Raw genomic sequence first — 19,286 nt, 5'->3', positions numbered from 1 at the left:
TGAGGTAACCCGGCAGGCGGCGGAGGCAAGCGGCTGTGCCGGCGCCGCCGCACAGGTTGCTCACGCGTGCGGCGGATATCCCGACAGGTCGGGCGTCGTCCTGTCGCCGCCCGCAAACAGCTTGGCGGCCAGATCGCGCACGCTCGGGCGGCTCGCCAGACCCAGCGCGCCGTGCAGGAGGCGGACGCCCAGGCGGCTGCGCGGATGCAGGAGGCGCGGGCCGATCTTCGGCACGCCCTGCCCGTCCTCGACCATGGGGCGCATCGCGGCCTCGTATCGCTCCAGGGCGGCCGGCACGTCGTCGCCCGCCCCGATCTCTCCCGCCAGGACATAGGCGCCGGTTACCGCCAGCGTCGTGCCGATGCCGGCGAGCGGCGTCGCGCACCAGGCGGCATCGCCGGTCAAAACGACGCGCCCCTTCCGCCAGCGCTTCAGGCGGACCTGGCGCAGGACGTCGAAGTAGAAGTCCGGCGTCTCGTCCATTCCGTTCAGGACCCGCTCGGCCTGCCATCCCGCATCCGCAAAACGCTCGCGCAGGTAGCGCTTCTGCCGGTCCTCGTCCCAGGTGTCCTCGCCGCCCGGCGGCTGCTGCAGGGTCAGGCTGGCGCGCGTCGTGCCGTGGTTGTCGGGGCGCAGCGAGATGCTCCGGCCGCCGGTCGCGGCGTACCAGCGCCACATGCGGTTGTCGTCGGGCACGCGCGGGATCGTGAAGTAGGCGATGGTCAGGTCCATCCAGCGCGGATCGTTCTCGCCGGGAAACACGAGCTCGCGCGTGTGCGACCCGACGCCTTCCGCGACCACCACGAGGTCGAAGCTCTCGCGGGCGCCGCTGCCGAAGGTGACCAAGGCCTGGCGTCCGTCGTCGTCGATGCGCTCGATCCGGTCGCCGAAGCGGAACGTCGCCCGTTCGCGCGCGGGCTCGAACAGAAGGCGCGCAAGATCGCCGCGCAGGATCTCCATCTCGGCGGTCGGACCGTCGCCGGGCAGCTCGTCCGTGACGAACGCCGCCACGACCTCGCCGTGCTCGTCGATCCAGGTCGTGCCCTCCTCGCCGGTGCCGCGCTCCAGTGCGACCCGCTCCAGCCCCATGCGGCGCAGCACCTCGCGCCCGACGCCGCGCACGTCGACGTTCTGTCCGCCGTCGCGAAATTCCGGCGCGCGTTCCACCACGGTGACGTCGTGGCCGAGCCGACCGAGCCACCAGGCGGCGGTGTTGCCGGCGACGCTGGCACCGGAGACGAGGATGCGTCGGGACACGGGCGTGATCCTCCTTGGACCCAGAATATCACGCCTGATGTATATTCCGGTTAAGCCCGGTCAAGGTTGCCGATCAGCCGTTGCAGGAGCCCGACCAGCTGGCCGGTTTCCTGGGGCGAGAACCCTTCGAGACCCAGCCTGTTGCCCTCCACCAGCGCCTCGCGGCCGATGCGCGCGGCATCGCGCCCCCGGTCCGTCAGGTCGACGAGCGAGGCCCGCCGGTCGCTCGGCGAGGGCGTTCGCCCGATCAGTCCCGTCGCCTCCAGGCGGTCGAGCAGCGCCGCCATGGCGGGTTGCCGGACCGCCGACCAGCGCACGATATCGCGCTGCAGGAGAGGTCCCTTCCAGGACAGGAGCAGGAGCGGCCCGATCAGCGCCATGGTCAGCCCGTGCGGCTTCAGGGCGGCGTCCACGCGGCGGTTGAAGGCGCGGGCGGCGTGGTTGGCGAGGTAGCCGGGTGCCACCGCCGCTTCGGGGTGGATGTCGTCCTGGTCCTGCATCAGAATATCCGGCGCTCGCAGAACCCGCTAACCCGGTCCCGCATTCCGGGATACGGCGCGCCGCCCGTGGCGGCAAGGCGGCGAGACGGACGGGCGACCGGGCCGGTCGCCGGCGCGGCCCGCGGTGCCTCAGAACGCTTCCATCAGCGCCGCGCCCAGCATCGCGGACAGCGCGACCGCGCCGGTGGCGGCGATCGGCGCGCGCAGCGAGCGGCGGCGCTCCTCGATCGTGAAGAGGTTCAGCGGAAACAGGTGCTGGTGCGGCCCACCCCCACCCGCGCTAGCGGCCGGCCGGGGCGCCTCCATGTAGCACTCCTCGTCGAAGAAGCTCCAATCGTCGCTCCAGGTCCAGCAGTCGTGCCGGCGGTAGACGTCCGCGATCGCGCCCGACAGCGCCTTGTCGGTGCGTAGGCGCAGGTAGGGGCCGGGCGCGGACCGGAAGTAGCGCATGGCGAGCGGCAGCGAGCGCTCGGTCGCGTAGTTCGACATCCAGAGCCGGAAGCCGATCCGCTCGCGCAGGGCCGCCAGCACGGCGAAGACCTGCACATGGTCCTCGTGCCCGTATTCGCCCCAGGGATTGTGGGTGAAGACGTTCATGCCCGGTCGCAGCCGCGGCTTGAGGGCGCGGGTGATGCGGTCGAAGTTCTCGCGGTAGTGCGCGGCGACGCGGGCCGGCGAGGCGTTCAGCGAGACCGGGAGCACCGAGCCGGCCGAGCGCTTGGCGAGCCGCGTCATCTCGCGCCGGGTTTCCTCCAGCCCGAGCTTCAGGCCGTGCTCGCCCAGCACCGGCTCTGCCCAGTTGGCGCAGCCGTAGGTGCCGGCCTCCGCGATGTCGAGATGGGTGACGCGGCGCAGCGGAAGCTCGGCCACCGCGCGGCGGCGGCGCTCGCCCAGACCCGGCTGCGCCCAGTAGTCGCCATACACGATCACCACCTCGTCGACCCGCCCGACGATGGCGTTGAACCACAACATCTCGTCGTCGGGATGGGCGCCGACGATCAGGGAGTCGGTGAGCATGCGGTCTGCGGCAGCGGTCATGCGGGTCTCCTCCGGCAGGGCGGGCGTCGTCGGGCGGCCGGCGCGGCCCTTCGAGCCGGTACGGAAGGGGCCGAGCCGTGACGGATCAGCCTAGACACGCGATGGTTGATGCTCCGGTCGCGGCCGGAAACACGTTTCCGGCATCGGCGCATGAAAAAGGCCGCCTCCCCGATCGGGAAGGCGGCCCCGTGATGTCATTGATGCCGGGGGTCGTCGAGACCGCTCCCGGATCGACTCACCTATCAGGCGAACGAAAGAGGCTGCCCCTTCGTGCCCTCGAGATGCATGGACCCAACCGGCATCAGATAATCACTCGACATTGGATCACCTCCTTTCGCTTTGTTGAACATGACGGGAATATGGGCTTGGGCTGGGGGCGACGCAACCCCGAACCGGAAACCCGTGTCCGATGGCCGCAGACGGCACCTCTTCAGTCGCCGACCCGGACGCCGTTTCGTCCGCCGCGCCGGTCGGGCGCGCCGGCGAGGTCTTCCGCGCCTTTCTCGTTCTCGGCTGCACGAGCTTCGGCGGGCCGACCGCCCACCTGTCCTACTTTCGCGAGAGCTTCGTGGCGCGCCGGCGCTGGCTCGCCGACGAGACCTATGCCGATCTCGTGGCGCTCGCGCAGTTCCTGCCCGGTCCCGCTTCCAGCCAGGTCGGCATGGGGATCGGCTGGATGCGCGCGGGCTGGGCGGGCCTCCTGGCCGCCTTTGTCGGCTTCACGTTGCCGTCCGCGCTTCTGATGGCGGGGGCGGCCCTTGGGCTCACCGCGCTTCTGGGTCCGGAAGCGACGGGCCTTCTGGCGGGCCTCAAGGCCGCGGCGGTGGCGGTGGTGGCGCAGGCGCTCGCCGCCATGGCCAGCAGTCTGGCCAGCGGCGGGCGGCGCGCGGCGATCGCGCTCGTCTGCGGCGCGCTCGCGCTTCTGGTCGCCGGCCCCGCCGGTCAGGTCGGCGCGATCGCGCTCGGTGCCGGTCTTGGTCTTCTGCTCGAGCCGGCGAGCGGCGCCCTGGCATCGCGAGACCCCCTGCCCGCGCCGCGCCGACGCACCGGGTTCGCCCTGCTCGCCGTTTTGGCGCTGGTGCTCGTGCTGCCGGGCCCGCTCGCCGCGCTCTTTGACTGGCCGGCGCTGGATCTGGCGGGTCGCTTCGCGCGGGCGGGCGCCCTCGTGTTCGGCGGCGGCCATGTGGTCCTGCCGCTTCTGGAGGCGGAAACCGTGGGGCGCGGCCTCGTGTCCGAAACCGGTTTTCTCGCGGGCTACGGCCTGGCCCAGGCCGTGCCCGGGCCGCTCTTCACCTTTGCCACCTATCTCGGCGCGCTCGCGCCGCCCGGCGGGTGGGGCGGCGCGCTTCTGGCGACGCTCGCGATCTTCCTGCCGGCGGGGCTCCTGATCGCCGGCGCGCTGCCCTTCTGGTCGCGCCTCCGCGCCCTGCCGGGCGCCCGGCGGGCGCTGGCCGGCGTCAACGCCGCCGTTGTCGGGCTGCTCGGCGCGGCGTTTCTGGATCCCGTGCTGCCGGCCGGCGTCACCTCCGGCGCGACGGCGCTCGTGGCGCTTCTCGCCCTGGCGCTGCTTCTGGCGGGCACGCCCGCCCCGCTCGTGGTGCTCGGCGCGGGCGCGCTCGGCTGGCTCGGGCTCTAGCGCGCTGCTAGCCGCGCAGGGCGGCCTCGATGTCGTCGAGAACCTTGTCGCGGCCGATGCCGGTCAGGAACGGCAGGCCCTTGAAGGTCGGCTTGCCGAGATCGTCGGGCACCGGCGTGGTGGCCACCACCACATCGGCGTCGGCGGCGAGCCCGCGCACCTCGGTCGCCTTGCACTGGCGCACGTCCACCGGGATGCCGCGCTCGCGCATGGCCTCCTCGATCGCCACCGCCACCACGGTGGAGGTGGCGACGGCGGTGCCGCAGGCGATCAGAACGGTCTTGCGTTGCATCGTGTCTCCTCCTGTCAGGTGTCCAGCGCCGCCAGCGCCTCGTCGGCGTCGCGGGCCGCCGCCAGGCGCGCCAGCCGCTCGGCGTCGGCCAGCGTTCCGATCACGGCCTGCAGCATGGGGATCTGCGCGCCCTTCTCGCGGACCGCGAGCGCGAACACGACGCGCACGTCGACCCGCTCGTCGGGATCCTCCATCGAGCGGAACGCGACGGGTTCGCCCAGAATGGCGAGCGCCACCGCCGCCTCGCGCACGTGCTCGGGATCGGTATGGGGAATAGCCGCGTTGAGCGCGCCGAGCGGCAGGCCGGTCGGCATGGTCGCCTCGCGCCGGCGCGCGGCCGGACCCCAGGAGGGATGAACGCGGCCGAGCGCCTCGAGCCGCGCCGCCAGAAGGTCGATCGCCTCGTCGCTCGAGGCCACTCGGGCGCCCACCAGGATCGCGCGCGGGTCGAGATGGCGCCGCAGGAGCTCGCTCACGGGCGCCCCGCGAGCGGGCGGCCGGGAGCGACCGTTGCGGGCAGCGCGGCCTCCGGCGCGGGCTCGTCCGCTCCCGCCAGGCGCTCCATCGCGCGCGGCGCCCGGCGCCAGGCGAGAAGCAGCGCGGCGACGCCCCCCAGCACGAGAAGGAGGCCGACGAGGCCGAGCCCCTGCGTGAGGCGGATCACGACCCACGGGATATACAGGAACCCGTCCACCACGCTGGTGATGCCGGTGGCGTTGGCGGGAATCGCGAAGCCCGAGCTGGCGGCCGTGGTGGTCATCAGCGGCGACAGCGCCATGCCGACATAGAAGCCCACGACCAGCGTGACCGTGCCGATCACCACCATGCGGAAGACGTTGCCGTTGACGATCGGCGCGGCCATGGCGACCACGAAGGGAATGACGGCAAGGTCCGCGAACAGGATGATGCGGTTGCCCGGCAGGACCAGCGACAGGAGGATCGCGATCGGCACGAGGATCAGCGACGAGGCGATCGCGGCCGGATGCCCGATCAGGATCGCCGAGTCGAGGCCGACATGGATCTCGCGGTCGCCGGCGCGCTTCTGGACGAAGTCGCGGGCCGCCTCCGAGACCGGGATCAGGCCCTCCATCAGGATGCGCACCATGCGCGGCAGGAGCAGCATCACGGCGGCGAGGTTCATGCCGGTCTGGAGGCTCTTGGTCACAACCGTCCCCGCATCCGCCGAGCCGGCATAGGCGACGAGGCCGAGCACGAGCCCGATCGCGAGGCCCATGACGATCGGCTCGCCGAAGACGCCGAGCCGGCGCTGCACGGTCTCGGTGTCGACGCGGATGCGGTTGACGCCGGGGATGCGGTCCAGGATCCAGTTCAGGAGGATCGCGAGCGGCACGATCTGGGCCGAGGCGAGGTGCGGCACCGAGACGCCCGGCACGCCGTAGAAGCGCTGGACGCCCTTGGCGGTCCAGTCCGCCAGCACCAGCGAGAGCGCCGCCATCAGCGCGGCGGCGAGGAGCCCCATGCCGAGGCTTCCCGTGGCCGCCACCACCAGCGAGCCGACGAAGGCGAAGTGCCAGAAGTTCCAGACGTCGACGTTGAGCGTGCGCGTGAGGCCGGAGAACAGGAGCGCGACGTTGACGAGGATGCCGAGCGGAATGACCCAGAGGCCGACCGAGGAGCCGAAGGCGATCGCGGCCGCCGAGGGCCATCCGACATCCACGATGTCGCGCTGCATGCCGGTGTTGGTGACGATGGCCTGCGCGACCTCGCCGAGCGTCGTCAGCATGAGCCCGAGCACGAGGTTGATGCCGATAAAGGCGATGCCGATCGTGAGGCCCGCCCGAAAGGCGCGGCCGGGCCTGGCGCCCAGCACCAACGCGATCACGAAGATGATGATGGGCAGAAGCACGGTCGCGCCCAGGGCGTCGACCACACTCTTCAGGGCGGCCAGGATCTCGGCCATGGTGTTCCTCCCGGACAACGGGCGGGTCCGGGTCTCGAGCCGCCCGGGTTCACCGCCGGCCCGAGTATGAGCACCTGCCTACGCGCTGCGCAACGGGATCCGGTCGCCTCAGGCGGCCGGCGCCTTGCGGTTCTGGCGGTTCTCCACGAGGTCGTCGACCACGGCCGGGTCGGCCAGCGTCGAGGTGTCGCCGAGCGCGCCGAAGTCGTCCTCGGCGATCTTGCGCAGGATGCGGCGCATGATCTTGCCCGAGCGCGTCTTGGGCAGGCCCGGGGCCCACTGGATCTTGTCGGGCGAGGCGATCGGGCCGATCTCGTTTCGCACGTGCCGGACGAGTTCCTGCTTCAGGTCGTCGGACGGCGCTTCCCCGTTCATGAGCGTGACGTAGCAGTAGATGCCCTGCCCCTTCACGTCGTGCGGGTAGCCGACCACCGCGGCCTCGGAGACCTTGGGGTGCGAGACGAGGGCCGATTCCACCTCGGCCGTGCCCATGCGGTGGCCCGACACGTTGATCACGTCGTCGACGCGGCCCGTGATCCACCAGTAGCCGTCCTCGTCGCGACGCGCGCCGTCGCCCGTGAAGTACTTGCCGGGATAGGTCGAGAAGTAGGTCTGCTCGAAGCGCTCGTGGTCGCCGTAGACCGTGCGCATCTGGCCGGGCCACGAGTCGGTGATGCACAGGTTCCCGTCCGCCGCGCCGTAGAGCGTCTTGCCCTCGCCGTCGACGAGCTCGGGCTTCACCGAGAAGAAGGGGATGGCGGCCGAGCCGGGCTTCAGGTCGGTCGCGCCCGGCAGCGGCGTCATCAGGATGCCGCCGGTCTCGGTCTGCCACCACGTGTCGACGATCGGCAGGCGCTCCTCGCCCACGGTGCGGTAGTACCAGTTCCAGGCTTCCGGGTTGATCGGCTCGCCGACCGAGCCCAGCAGCCGCAGGGACTTTCGCGAGGCGCGTGCGACGAAGCCGTCGCCCGCCCCCATCAGGGCGCGGATCGCGGTCGGCGCGGTGTAGAAGATGTTGACGGCGTGCTTGTCGACCACCTCCCACATGCGACCCGCATCGGGATAGTTCGGCACGCCCTCGAACATCACCGTCGTGCCGCCGTTCGCCAGCGGCCCGTAGACGGAATAGGTGTGGCCGGTCACCCAGCCGACATCCGCCGTGCACCAGAAGACCTCGCCCTCGCGGTAGTCGAAGACGTACTGGTGCGTCATCGAGGCCCAGACGAGGTAGCCGCCGGTGGTGTGGAGGACGCCCTTCGGCTTGCCGGTGGAACCCGACGTGTAGAGGATGAAGAGCGGGTCCTCGGCGCCCATCTCCTCGGGCTCGCTCACCGTGGACACGCGCTCGCGCTCCTCGTGCCACCAGTGGTCGCGCCCCTCCACCATGGGAACGTCGGCCCCGGTGCGGCGCACGACCAGCACCTTTTCCACCTGATGCCCGGCCTTGGCTGAAATTTCGATCGCGCGGTCGCCGTTCGCCTTCAACGGAACCTTGCGTCCCGCGCGCAGGCCCTCGTCGGCGGTGACGAGGAGCTTCGAGGTCGAGCCCTCCATGCGGCCCGCCAGCGCGTCAGGCGAGAAGCCGCCGAACACCACGGAATGGATCGCGCCGACGCGCGCCGAGGCCAGCATCGCGACCGCCGCTTCCGGGATCATCGGCATGTAGATCGAGATGCGGTCGCCGCGCCCCACGCCCAGCGACTTGTACACGTTGGCCATGCGGCAGACGTCGGCGTGGAGTTCGCGATAGGTGATGCGGCGCGAGTCCTCCGGATCGTCGCCTTCCCAGATGATCGCGGTCTGGTCGCCGCGCGTCTCGAGGTGCCGGTCGAGGCAGTTGGCCGAGAGGTTGAGCGTGCCGTCCTCGAACCACTTGATCGACACGGCGCCGGGCTGGAACGAGGTGTTCTTGACCACCGTGTAGGGCTTGATCCAGCTGATCCGGCGGCCGTGCTCGCGCCAGAAGCCCTCCACGTCCTCGACCGAGCGGCGATACCAGTCGAGATAGCGCTCGCGCGTCAGGAGCGTGCCGTTCTTCCAGCTGTCCTTGACGGGTACGATGGTCATGGCGGCGCTCTCCTCCCGATGCGACGTTCGATCCGCCCTCCCGAGGCGGCCGGCGCGCAAGCTAAAGCGTGGCGGGCGGCTTGGACAGACACCAAAACCGGCTCGATCCCGAATTTGCGTATCGCACGATGATTTATCGTGGCTCGACGGGTCCGCCGAGGACGTCCTTGACGTAGAGCTCGCGCACCAGTGTCACCACCACGGCGACGATCGGGACCGCCAGAACGAAGCCCAGCACGCCGAACAGGATGCCGAACACGATCTGGACGCTGAGCGTGAGCGCCGGCGGCAGCGAGGAGGTCCATCGCTGGGCGATGGGCTGGGCGACGTTGGACTCCACGCCCTGGATCAGGAGGTAGACCCCAAGCGCCCAGAGCGCCATCTCTCCTCCTTGCGCCAAGCCCGCCAGCACGATGATGACGCCCGCCACGAAGGGCCCGAGCGTCGGGATGAAGGCGAGCAGCCCCGCCTGGAGCGCCAGAAGGAAGCTGTTGTTCATGCCGATCAGCGACAGGCCGAGCCAGGACACGCTGAAGATGATCGTCATGGAGATGGCATCGCCCAAGACCCAGAGGATCAGCGAATGGGCGCTCTGGTCGAGCACCTCGGCGACGCGCCGCCGCTTGTCGCGCGGGAGGAGCGAAACGAGGCCGTCGCGATAGATCTCCGGCTGCCAGGAGATGAAGACGGCGAGGAACAGGACCACGAAGACGTTTCCGATGCCGCCGAGCAGCGCGAACAGGGCGGTTCCCGCCTGGCTGACGAGGCCGCCGGAGTTGGGCAGGAGGCTCTGGATCGCCTCGCCCTCCGATGCTCCTTGCGTCAGGCGCTCCACCGGCAGGCCCGCGTCGCCCGCCCGGGCCAGGAGCGAGCCGGCCTGGTCGCGCACGGCGGTCAGGAGGTCGCTGAACTGCTGCACCAGCGCCACCCCGCCCCAGGCGACCGGCGCGATCAGGAGCACGAAGGTGAAGAGGTAGACCAGAAGCAGCGAGAGCCAGCGCGGCAGTCCGAGACGCTGCAGGAGCCGCGCGAGGCCGCAGAAGATCGCGGCGATCAGGAGGGCGGCGAAGATCAGCAGCAGCGCCGAGGCGGCGGCGTAGGCGAGAAGCGTCAGCAGCACCAGGGCGCCCACCACCGCGGTGACGAGAACCGTGCGTCGCGCGAGCTGCGCCGACCCCTCGCCCCGCGTCGGCTGCGGCTCGTTCGGCTGGATCAGGGTCATCGCGCTCGGCTCCGCTGGGCGTTCCGCCCGGCGGCGGTCCAGCGCTATATCGAGCCGCCCCGCCGAAAGGCGAGCGCGACCGCGATCCGGTCGCCTCAGGCCGGGCGGGGCCGCGTGCCGAAGATCGCCGAGCCGACGCGCACGCTGGTCGCGCCGAACGGGATGGCGCGCTCGAAGTCGCCCGACATGCCCATGGAGAGCTTCTCCACCCCCGCCTCTCCGGCGATCGTCTGCAGCAGCGCGAAGAAGGGTCCGGGTGCCTCGTCCACGGGCGGGATGCACATCAGGCCCTCGATGCTCAGGCCGTGCCCGTCGCGACAATGCTGCACGAAGGCGACGGCCTCGTTGGGCGCGATGCCGGCCTTCTGCGCTTCCTCGCCGATGTCGACCTGGACGAAGAGACGGGGGCGCCGGTTCTGCCGCGCCATCTCCTTGGCGAGGGCGGCGGCGATCTTCTCGCGGTCCACGGTCTCGATCACGTCGAACAGCGCCACGGCCTCGGCGGCCTTGTTGCTCTGGAGCGGCCCGATGAGATGCAGCTCGATGTCGGGATAGCTGTCGCGCAGGGCCGGCCATTTCGCCATCGCCTCCTGCACGCGGTTCTCGCCGAAGACGCGCTGGCCGGCCTCCAGCACAGGCCGGATCTCGTGCGCCTCGAACGTCTTCGACACGGCGACGAGCTCCACCGAGCCGGCCGGCCGACCGGCCTCGCGCGTGGCGGCGAGGACGCGCGCACAGATATCCTGAAGGCGTTCGACGGCGGTGTCGGAAGTGGTCATGCGGCCTGCCGATTTCACGTGAAACACAAGCGCGCTTCTTAAGGCGGGACGCGCCGCTTGGGGAGGGCTCCCGTCCCGGCCGGACCCGCGCAGACCGCCGCATGGGGCGACGCCATTTTATCGCGTGCGAGCTAAAATCGGGGAACAGGCGTTCGAACCAGTCGTTAGCTGGCACCAAGCCCCTGGCGGAGAGCCTTGTGCCGGGGCTGGCGACATAGGGAGAATCCCATGAGCGACTACAGGAACTCGAACGGCTACGGCCGATACAACGACGACCGCGACGATCGCTTCGGTCGCACCGACGAGCGCACCGCCCGCCGCGACGCCTATGGCGACGACCGCTACCGCTCCGAGTCCGGCGCCTTCGGCCGCGACGACGCGAGCCGCTATGGCTCGCGCGACACCGAGCGCGGCGAAACCGGCTACGGACGCGGCTCCTCGGGCGACTACCTGTCGTCGGCCACGCGCGGCTACGGTCGCTCGTCCTACGGTGGCAGCGACTTCGACCGCAGCTACAACAACAATCGTGGCTACAACGATCGCGGCTACGGCTCCAACAGCCCGGGCTACGGCTACAATACTGGCGGCAACATGGGCGGCGACCGCTATCGCGACGCCTTCGGCACCGGCTACGACCGCCGCAACGAGGGCTACGGCTACGGCTCCAACGCGGACTACCGCAACTCGCAGTCCGGCGAGCGCTCCTTTATCGATCGCGCGAGCGACGAGATCTCGTCCTGGTTCGGCGACCGCGACGCCGAGCGCCGTCGCGAGGCCGACCACCAGTACGGCGGTCGCGGCCCGAAGAACTACACGCGTTCGGATTCGCGCATCCAGGACGACGTCAACGACCGCCTGACCGACGATCATTACATCGACGCCTCGGACATCGAGGTGAGCGTCAAGGACCGCGAGGTCACCCTGACGGGCCACGTCGCCAACCGCGACCAGAAGCGCCGCGCCGAGGATCTGGCCGAGCGCATCTCTGGCGTCAGCCACGTCCAGAACAACCTGCGCGTCAAGAACGACGGCGACAGCCTGTTCGGCACGACGAAGACGACCACGGGCTCGTCTTCGAGCTCGGGTTCGAGCATCCTCTAAGCACAACCTCGTCCCAGCGCCGCGCGGCGCCGGGACGAGGATCCCCCTGGATCCCGACGCGCGGGTCCGTTCGTTGGTCCACCGCGCCGGGAGCCGAGCCGCTTGAACGACACCAGCCGTTCCCACACGCCCGAGGGGGTCGGTGCCGTCCTCGACCAGTTGGCCGACGCCGCGCGCGATACCGATGCGGTACGCGTCGGCGAGATCGCCGACCGCTTCGGCGGACGCGGCTTCGGGCCCTTCCTGCTTCTGCCGGCGCTGATCGAGATTTCCCCGATCGGCGGCATTCCCGGCCTACCGACGGTGCTGGCCCTGATCATCGCCGTGTTCGCGGTGCAGATCCTTCTGGGACGCGAACGGCTATGGCTGCCGCGCTTCATCAAGGAGCGCACCCTTTCGGCGCGCCGCGTCGCGGAGGCCGTGGCCAAGCTGCGTCCCCTCGCCCTCTGGCTCGACCGCTGGTTCCACGGCCGGCTGGAACTCCTCGTCACGGCGCCCTTCGTGAAGGGCGCCGCGGTGATCGTGATCCTGGCCTGCCTGTCGGTGCCGTTTCTGGAACTTCTGCCCTTTGCCTCCACGATCCCGATGGCGGTGGTAATCGTCTTCGGCCTCGCCATGACGGTGCGCGACGGGCTCCTGATGGCGCTGGGCTATGCGGCGACGCTTCTCGGCGCCTTCGGCCTTTGGGCGATCGCCGGCTCGGGCAGCTGAAAGGCCGGGCGGAAATTGACTTGTTTCGCCGAACGGGGTTGATGCCGGATCGATCCTTGCGGTTGCGTCGCGGCCGCCCTCCCCGTTCGCATCCGAGACGAAGTCCGCCGCCCATGCCCGTCGAGCGCTACAACCCCAAGGCCGCCGAACCCCGCTGGCAGGAGCGCTGGAACGCGGCCAAGCTGTTCGAGGCCGACACGTCCGCGCCGGGCGAGACCTACTACGTCCTCGAGATGTTCCCCTACCCCTCGGGGCGCATCCACATGGGGCACGTGCGCAACTACGCGATGGGCGACGTGGTGGCGCGCTTCAAGCGCGCGCGGGGGATGAACGTCCTTCATCCCATGGGCTGGGACGCCTTCGGCATGCCGGCCGAGAACGCGGCCATGCAGAACAAGGTCCATCCCGCCAAGTGGACCTACGAGAACATCGCGGCGATGCGGGCGCAGCTGAAAAGCATGGGCCTGTCGCTCGACTGGTCGAGAGAGTTCGCGACCTGCGACGTCGAGTACTACCACCGCCAGCAGATGCTGTTCCTGGACATGCTGGACAAGGACCTCGCCTATCGCCGCTCGGCCAAGGTGAACTGGGACCCGGTCGACATGACCGTGCTCGCCAACGAGCAGGTGATCGACGGCCGCGGCTGGCGCTCGGGTGCCCTGGTGGAGCAGCGCGAGCTGACCCAGTGGTTCTTCCGCATCACGCGCTACGCAGATGATCTTTTGGCCGCGCTCGACGATCTGCCCGGCTGGCCCGAGAAGGTGCGCGTCATGCAGCGCAACTGGATCGGCCGCTCGGACGGCCTCTCGTTCAGCTTCGGCCTGAAGGGCGCCCCGGAGGGTTTCACCGCCCTTCCCGTCTTCACGACGCGCGCCGACACCATGTACGGCCCGACCTTTGCGGCCGTCTCGCCCGACCATCCGCTCGCCAAGCGGCTGGCGGAAGACGACTCGAAGGTCGCCGCCTTCATCGAGGAGTGCCATCGCCTCGGCACGAGCCAGGCCGAGATCGATACCGCCGAGAAGCTCGGGTACGACACCGGCATCAAGGCGCTGCACCCGGCCGACCCCTCCTGGGAGCTGCCGCTCTTCATCGCCAACTTCGTGCTCATGGACTACGGCACGGGCGCCATCATCGGCTGCCCCGCCCATGACAGCCGCGACTTCGAGTTCGCCCAGAAATACGATCTGCCGATCCTCGACGTCTTCGTGCCGGACGACACGGGCGCGGGCGTCGCGGACGAGGTCTTCTCGCCGCCCAAGACCGAGCGCGTGCGCTACGTGCGCTGGGCGGGCGAGCCGGGCACGGTGATCACCGTCCAGGAGGCGATGGACCGCTCGCTCGCGCAGTTCGAGGCGGCCGGCTGGGGCCGTCGCGAGACGCAGTTCCGCCTGCGCGACTGGGGCGTGTCGCGCCAGCGCTACTGGGGCTGCCCGATCCCGGTACTCCATTGCGAGGCCTGCGGCGTCGTGCCCGAAAGCCGCGCGAACCTGCCGGTGCGCCTGCCCGAGGACATCGACTTCGACAAGCCCGGCAACCCGCTCGACCGCCATCCGACTTGGGGCGCGGCGACCTGCCCGCAGTGCGGCGGCCCCGCGCGGCGCGAGACCGACACGATGGACACGTTCGTGGACTCGTCGTGGTACTTCGCGCGCTTCACGGCGCCCCACGCCAACGAGCCGACCGACCCGCAGGCCGCCAACCGCTGGCTGCCGGTGGACCAGTATATCGGCGGCATCGAGCACGCGATCCTGCATCTCCTCTACTCCCGCTTCTTCACGCGGGCGATGCGCGACACCGGCCATCTCGACCTTGCCGAGCCCTTCCGGGGCCTGTTCACGCAAGGCATGGTGGTGCACGAGACCTATCGCGAGGGCACCGAGTGGGTGCCGCCCGCCGACGTGCGCATCACCGGCGAAGGCGCGAGCCGGCAGGCGACGCGCCTGTCGACCGGCGCGCCGGTGGCCATCGGCTCGATCGAGAAGATGTCGAAGTCGAAGCGCAACGTCGTCGACCCCGACGACATCATCGCCTCGTTCGGTGCCGACACGGCGCGCTGGTTCATGCTGTCGGACTCGCCGCCCGACCGCGATGTGATCTGGACCGAGGCCGGCGTCGAGGGCGCCCATCGTTTCGTGCAGCGCCTGTGGCGTCTGGTGGGTGACACGGCGGAAACACTGGATCGTTTCGGCGGCGAAACGGCTCAGGGCGAGGCGTCCGACGCTGCCCTCGCCGTGCGCCGTGCGGCGCACCGGGCCGCCAGCGGTGTCACCGACGACATCGAGCGCCTAGCCTTCAACAAGGCGGTCGCGCGTCTCTACGAACTCGTGAACACGCTGCAGGCGATCCTCGCGCCGGAGGCCCTAGAGCGCGATGCCGCGCTGCGCACGGCCGCGCGCGAGGGACTGTCGATACTGGTGCGCCTCAGCGCGCCGATGATGCCGCATCTGGCGGAGGAATGCTGGGCAAAGCTGGGCGAGGAGGGCTTGTGCGCCGCCGCCCGATGGCCGACCGTGGACCCGGCTCTCCTGGTGGACAACGAGATCACGCTGCCGGTCCAGATCAACGGCAAGAAGCGCGGCGACATCACCGTGCCCGCCGAGGCCGACAAGGGCGAGGTGGAGCGGCTGACGCGCCTCCTGCCCTTCGTGGTCGAGGCGCTCGGCGGCGCGGAGCCCAAGCGTCTGGTGGTGGTGCCCGGAAGGATCGTGAATGTCGTCGTCTAAGCTCCTCCTGGTGGCCGCCGTTTCGGCTCTCGCCGCGCTGTCGGCCTGTACCAGCGGTCCGCTCTACGGCACGACCGATGTCGATCCGGGTACGGGCGCGCGTTCCTCGGTGCTGACCGAGCTGCGCGGCCGCATCGCGGTGCAGGGCGCCGACACGCGCACCGCGCAGATCTTCCGCAACGCCATGCTGTTCGAGCTGAACGGCGCCGAGCCGGTACGCGGCGCGCTCTACGAGCTGCGCTACACCGTGACGTCGACCGACCAGGTCTCGTCGCTGGAGACCGGCACCGGCGTTCCCACGGCCAGCCTCTACCGCATGACGGTGGGCTTCGATCTCGTGCGCCTCGCCGACAACACGTCGGTGGCCAAGGGCTCGCGTTTCGCGATGATACCCTACGACCGCACCAATCAGGTCTTCGCCGCGACGCGGGCCGTGGTGGACGCGCAGAACCAGGCGGGCGAGACGGTGGCGCGGCGCATTCTCTTTGCGATCGGCCCGGCGCTGCAGCGCGACGCCATGGCGGGCGTTCCCACGCCGGCCACCGCCAAGCCGTAAGGGGTCCGCGCCGGTGGCCCAGCGCAAGGCCGGCGAGGTGGAAGCCTTTCTGTCGCGGCCCGACACCTCGTTTCCCGTGGTCGTGCTCTACGGGCCCGATCCCGGCCTCGTGTCGGAGCGCGCCGACAAGGTGGCGCAGCTGTCCGGCGTCGATCCGTCCGACCCGTTCAGTTCCGTGACGCTGCAGGCCGACGAGCTCGAACGCGACATCGGCCGCCTGTTCGACGAGGCGCGCACGGTCTCGATGTTCGGTGGCCGGCGCCTGATCCGCGTCAAGGGCGCGGGAAACGGGCGCAACCTGTCGGATGCGGTGGCGGACCTCGCCGACAACCCGCCCGAGGGCGCGACGGTCGTGATCGAGGCGGGCGATCTCAAGAAGAGCGCCGGGCTCCGGCTCAACGCCGAGCGCGGGCGCGGTGCCATGGCGCTGCCCTGCTACCAGGACGAGGGTCGCTCGCTCGACCGGATGATCGACGAGGAGCTCGGCGAGGCCGGCCTCTCGATCGACCGCGCCGCGCGCGAAACCCTGCGGGCCCGGCTCGGCGCCAACCGGCTCGCCTCGCGCGGCGAGGTGAGGAAGCTCGCCCTCTACGCGCTCGGGCGCCGCACCGTGACGGAAGAGGATGTCGAGGCGATCGTCGGCGACGTGTCGGCGGATACGGTGGACGAGACCGTGGATGCGGCCGCCAGCGGCGAGGTGCGCCTCCTGCCGGGCCTCGTGGAGCGCCTGACCGGTGCGGGCACATCGATCTTTCAGCTCCAGGGCGCGCTGCTGCGCCACTTCCAGACGCTGCAGGCGATGCGCGCCGAGGTCGAGCGCGGCACGCCGGTTCCAGCGGTCGTCGAGCGCCGCCGCGTCCACTTCCGCCGCAAGGGCGCCTTCGAGGCGGCGCTTGCCGCCTGGGACGGGGCTGGGATCGCCCGCGCGCTGCGCCGTATCGAGGCCGACATCCTCCTTTCGCGGAAAGAGAGCGCGCTGGCCGACACGATCATGCGCCGCATGCTCACCGAGATCGGCGTGGAGGCCGCCCGGCGCAGGCGGGCGCGGCGCTAGCCGCGGCGCATTCCCATCGGCTTGGGTTCCGGACCTCCGATGCCGCGACCCGATCTGGGAAAAAACGCTAGAGAATGCGGTCCCGATAGGTCGCAGGCGCGACCCAGCAGCTCGTCCGGCGCCCGAACAAGCGGTAGCGATTGCGCGCGACAAGGCGGTAGACGGGATCGCGAAGCGCAGCGGGCACGATGCGAAGGACCGTCAGGAGCTTCCAGGGGTAGCCGAGACGCTCGTAGATGCTGAGAACGGCGTCGCTGTCGCGCCGCATCCGCTCGCCCTCGATCACCAGCATCGTCGCCGGGTCCGCCGGATCCATGCCATGTCGCCGGTACAGTCTTTGTCCGACCTCACCCTGCATGGACGCAAGACGAAAGACCGCCGCATGATCGCGTTCGAGGATGAAGCGCGCATTGGCGGAGCACAGCACGCATTCCGCATCGAACAGGATCACGGGCCGGTCGATGGGAAAAGGTGCGTTCTCCAATGGACGTGCACCCTGTTCCGTGCCGTCTCCGCAGCTGGCATAAGCCGGCTTATCGAGCATTCTATGTCTTACAGCGAGCGAACGCGCGGTCCCGTATCCTCGTCGCGCCGGGGTGCAGCCTGCAGGCGGCGGCAGAGGTCATCGAGCTGGGACAGGGAGCGGAAGTCGAGCTGGAGCCGTCCGCCCTCCGCGCCGAGCTCGATCGTCACGGGATAGCCGAGCGTTTCCGACAGGAGACCTTCGAGCGCGCGCACGTCGCCGCGCTTCTCGGGAATCGGTGCCGGCGTGGCCGGGGCAGGGGCCTTGCCGGCGGCGCTGGAGCGGCGTGAGCGGGCAGGGGGCGGCGCGGGCGTCTCGCCGCGCGCGATGGTCTCGGCGGCGCGAACGGAGTGGCCCTCCTCCACGATGCGACGGGCGAAGGCTTCGGGATCGTCCTGCGTGACGGCGGTGCGTGCGGCGCTGGCCGACAGGCGCCCGTCCGACACCATGGCCTTGACGCTGTCCGGCAGCTTCAGGAGGCGCAGCGTGTTGGCGACGTGGGAGCGGCTCTTGCCCAGGACCTCGGCGAGCTCCCCTTGCGTGTAGCCGTGCTCGCGGATCAGCTGGTCGTAGCCGAGCGCCTCCTCCACCGCATCGAGATCGGCGCGCTGGACGTTCTCGATGATCGCGATCTCGAGCGACTGGCGGTCGTCGATCTCGCGCACCACGACGGGCACGTCCTTGAGCCCTGCGGCCTTGGCCGCGCGCCAGCGCCGCTCGCCCGCCACGATCTCCAGGCGCCCCTCGACGCGGCGCGCCAGGATCGGCTGGACGACGCCGTGGCGCCGCACCGAATCCGTGAGCTCGGCAAGGTCCGCCTCGTGGAAGGTCTTGCGCGGATTGCGCGGGTTGGGGTCGAGGTCGGCGGTGGACACGCGCCGCTCGCCCGGCGGCAGGCTGCCGCGCAGCGAGGGCAGGGCCGGGGCACCCGTGCGGGGCGGGGCGGCCGAGGTCGGCGCGCCGCCGATCAGGGAGGCGAGGCCCCGTCCGAGGCGCTGTCGGCCCTTGTCGTCGTTCATGGGGACTGGTCCTGCTTCTGGTCGACGCGTCACGCCGCGTCCGCCAGGAGGCGTTCGCGCTGGATCACCTCGGAGGCGAGGCGGATATAGGCTTGGCTGCCCGGGCACTTCATGTCGTAGAGGATGGCGGGCTTGCCGAAGGAGGGGGCTTCCGAAACGCGCACGTTGCGCGGGATGATGGTCTCGTAGACGTGCTCGCCCATGTAGGAGCGCACGTCGCGCACGACCTGGGCAGCGAGGTTGTTGCGCCCGTCATACATGGTGAGAACGATGCCGTGCAGCGACAGCGCCGGGTTCAGCGAGTCGCGCACCTGTTCCACCGTCTCCAGAAGCTGGCTGAGGCCTTCCAGCGCGAAGAACTCGCACTGGAGCGGCACGAGGATCGCGTCCGCCGCCGCCATGGCGTTGATCGTGAGAAGGTTCAGCGAGGGCGGACAGTCCACCAGCACGAAGTCGAACAGCGCGTGCTCCACGCCATGGAAGTGCAGCGCGTCGCGCAGGCGGTAGGCGCGCCCGCTCGCGCTGGAGATCTCCATCTCGAGACCGAGGAGGTCGAGCGTCGAGGGCACGAGCCAGAGGTCGGGCACCGCCGTCTCCATGGCCGCCTCGGTCACGCTCGCGCGCTCCGTGAGGAGATCGTAGGAGGAGGTGCCGCGCTCCTCGCGGTCGATGCCGAGACCCGTCGAGGCATTGCCCTGCGGGTCGAGGTCGATCAGGAGCGTGCGCTTGCCGATCGCCGCCAGCGCGGTCGCCAGATTGATCGCGGTCGTGGTCTTGCCGACGCCGCCCTTCTGGTTCGCGATCGTGATGACGCGCATGGGATGGGCGGGGGACATGGTATCCATGGGTCTTCGCGCGCTGCCTCGGGGCCGGGCCCCGAGGGG

18 protein-coding genes are annotated in these 19,286 nt (G+C 70.4%); 6 read left to right on the top strand and 12 right to left on the bottom strand.

Annotated elements, in window-relative coordinates; translation table 11 throughout:
• Nucleotides 1-60 precede the first annotated feature (60 nt).
• From BLQ76_RS15720 to BLQ76_RS15710, 3 genes are all read right to left on the bottom strand, one after another.
• On the bottom strand, nt 61-1,257 hold the full coding sequence (locus BLQ76_RS15720; protein WP_090675170.1) for an FAD-dependent monooxygenase: 1,197 nt from the start codon (nt 1,255-1,257) through the stop codon (nt 61-63).
• Between the two features lie 50 nt (nt 1,258-1,307).
• The gene (locus BLQ76_RS15715; RefSeq protein WP_090675168.1) at nt 1,308-1,757 is read right to left on the bottom strand and encodes a MarR family winged helix-turn-helix transcriptional regulator; all 450 of its coding nucleotides are present in this window, start codon (nt 1,755-1,757) and stop codon (nt 1,308-1,310) included.
• Between the two features lie 129 nt (nt 1,758-1,886).
• Nucleotides 1,887-2,795: a PIG-L family deacetylase gene (locus BLQ76_RS15710; protein ID WP_244519676.1), complete on the bottom strand. Its 909-nt coding sequence runs from the start codon at nt 2,793-2,795 to the stop codon at nt 1,887-1,889.
• A 409-nt stretch (nt 2,796-3,204) separates the two neighbouring features.
• Between BLQ76_RS15710 and chrA the strand changes: the two genes are divergently transcribed.
• Nucleotides 3,205-4,431 carry a chromate efflux transporter gene (gene chrA / locus BLQ76_RS15705; RefSeq protein ID WP_090675166.1) on the top strand — a complete coding sequence of 409 codons (1,227 nt, stop codon included), beginning with the start codon at nt 3,205-3,207 and terminating at the stop codon, nt 4,429-4,431.
• Between the two features lie 7 nt (nt 4,432-4,438).
• Here the strand turns inward: chrA and BLQ76_RS15700 are convergent, their stop codons facing one another.
• The 6 genes from BLQ76_RS15700 to BLQ76_RS15675 form a co-directional block, all read right to left on the bottom strand.
• Nucleotides 4,439-4,723, bottom strand: coding sequence for a PTS sugar transporter subunit IIB (locus BLQ76_RS15700; RefSeq protein WP_090675164.1), 285 nt, complete (start codon nt 4,721-4,723; stop codon nt 4,439-4,441).
• Between the two features lie 14 nt (nt 4,724-4,737).
• Nucleotides 4,738-5,199, bottom strand: coding sequence for a PTS sugar transporter subunit IIA (locus tag BLQ76_RS15695; protein WP_090675162.1), 462 nt, complete (start codon nt 5,197-5,199; stop codon nt 4,738-4,740).
• Nucleotides 5,196-6,644, bottom strand: a complete 1,449-nt coding sequence (locus BLQ76_RS15690; protein ID WP_090675160.1) for a PTS galactitol transporter subunit IIC — start codon at nt 6,642-6,644, stop codon at nt 5,196-5,198. The genes BLQ76_RS15695 and BLQ76_RS15690 overlap by 4 nt, the downstream gene beginning before the upstream one ends.
• 108 nt (nt 6,645-6,752) lie before the next feature.
• A complete protein-coding gene (gene acs, locus BLQ76_RS15685; RefSeq protein ID WP_090675158.1) occupies nt 6,753-8,711 on the bottom strand; it encodes an acetate--CoA ligase in 1,959 nt (652 codons plus the stop codon).
• 133 nt (nt 8,712-8,844) lie between these two features.
• Nucleotides 8,845-9,933 (bottom strand): AI-2E family transporter, encoded by a 1,089-nt coding sequence (locus tag BLQ76_RS15680; protein ID WP_090675156.1) that lies wholly within the window; start codon nt 9,931-9,933, stop codon nt 8,845-8,847.
• 95 nt (nt 9,934-10,028) lie between these two features.
• Nucleotides 10,029-10,712 (bottom strand): YggS family pyridoxal phosphate-dependent enzyme, encoded by a 684-nt coding sequence (locus BLQ76_RS15675; protein ID WP_090675154.1) that lies wholly within the window; start codon nt 10,710-10,712, stop codon nt 10,029-10,031.
• A 228-nt stretch (nt 10,713-10,940) separates the two neighbouring features.
• Here BLQ76_RS15675 and BLQ76_RS22165 point away from each other — a divergent pair, with 228 nt between their 5' ends.
• The 5 genes from BLQ76_RS22165 (at nt 10,941) to holA (ending at nt 16,860) form a co-directional block, all read left to right on the top strand.
• Complete coding sequence (locus BLQ76_RS22165; RefSeq protein ID WP_170842616.1) at nt 10,941-11,813, top strand: BON domain-containing protein; 873 nt, start codon at nt 10,941-10,943, stop codon at nt 11,811-11,813.
• A 102-nt stretch (nt 11,814-11,915) separates the two neighbouring features.
• The gene (locus tag BLQ76_RS15665; protein WP_090675152.1) at nt 11,916-12,524 is read left to right on the top strand and encodes an exopolysaccharide biosynthesis protein; all 609 of its coding nucleotides are present in this window, start codon (nt 11,916-11,918) and stop codon (nt 12,522-12,524) included.
• 113 nt (nt 12,525-12,637) lie between these two features.
• Nucleotides 12,638-15,250 (top strand): leucine--tRNA ligase, encoded by a 2,613-nt coding sequence (gene leuS, locus BLQ76_RS15660; RefSeq protein WP_090675150.1) that lies wholly within the window; start codon nt 12,638-12,640, stop codon nt 15,248-15,250.
• Nucleotides 15,237-15,806 (top strand): hypothetical protein, encoded by a 570-nt coding sequence (locus BLQ76_RS15655; protein WP_090675148.1) that lies wholly within the window; start codon nt 15,237-15,239, stop codon nt 15,804-15,806. The genes leuS and BLQ76_RS15655 overlap by 14 nt, the downstream gene beginning before the upstream one ends.
• 13 nt (nt 15,807-15,819) lie before the next feature.
• On the top strand, nt 15,820-16,860 hold the full coding sequence (gene holA / locus BLQ76_RS15650; RefSeq protein WP_090675147.1) for a DNA polymerase III subunit delta: 1,041 nt from the start codon (nt 15,820-15,822) through the stop codon (nt 16,858-16,860).
• Nucleotides 16,861-16,927: 67 nt separating this feature from the next.
• On the opposite strand, the gene BLQ76_RS15645 is transcribed toward holA, so the two are convergent.
• The 3 genes from BLQ76_RS15645 to BLQ76_RS15635 all read right to left on the bottom strand — a co-directional run bounded on the left by BLQ76_RS15645 (nt 16,928) and on the right by BLQ76_RS15635 (nt 19,220).
• Nucleotides 16,928-17,311 (bottom strand): thiol-disulfide oxidoreductase DCC family protein, encoded by a 384-nt coding sequence (locus tag BLQ76_RS15645; RefSeq protein WP_244519675.1) that lies wholly within the window; start codon nt 17,309-17,311, stop codon nt 16,928-16,930.
• A gap of 101 nt (nt 17,312-17,412) precedes the next feature.
• Nucleotides 17,413-18,402, bottom strand: a complete 990-nt coding sequence (locus tag BLQ76_RS15640; protein ID WP_090675143.1) for a ParB/RepB/Spo0J family partition protein — start codon at nt 18,400-18,402, stop codon at nt 17,413-17,415.
• A gap of 29 nt (nt 18,403-18,431) precedes the next feature.
• A complete protein-coding gene (locus BLQ76_RS15635) occupies nt 18,432-19,220 on the bottom strand; it encodes a ParA family protein (RefSeq protein WP_425285174.1) in 789 nt (262 codons plus the stop codon).
• Between the last annotated feature and the right edge of the window lie 66 nt (nt 19,221-19,286).

The sequence above is a fragment of the Aureimonas jatrophae genome, assembly GCF_900104035.1.
GTDB lineage: Bacteria > Pseudomonadota > Alphaproteobacteria > Rhizobiales > Rhizobiaceae > Aureimonas > Aureimonas jatrophae.
The sequence above is the reverse complement of the archived record's forward strand: the minus strand, read 5'-3'. Positions and strand labels throughout refer to the sequence as shown.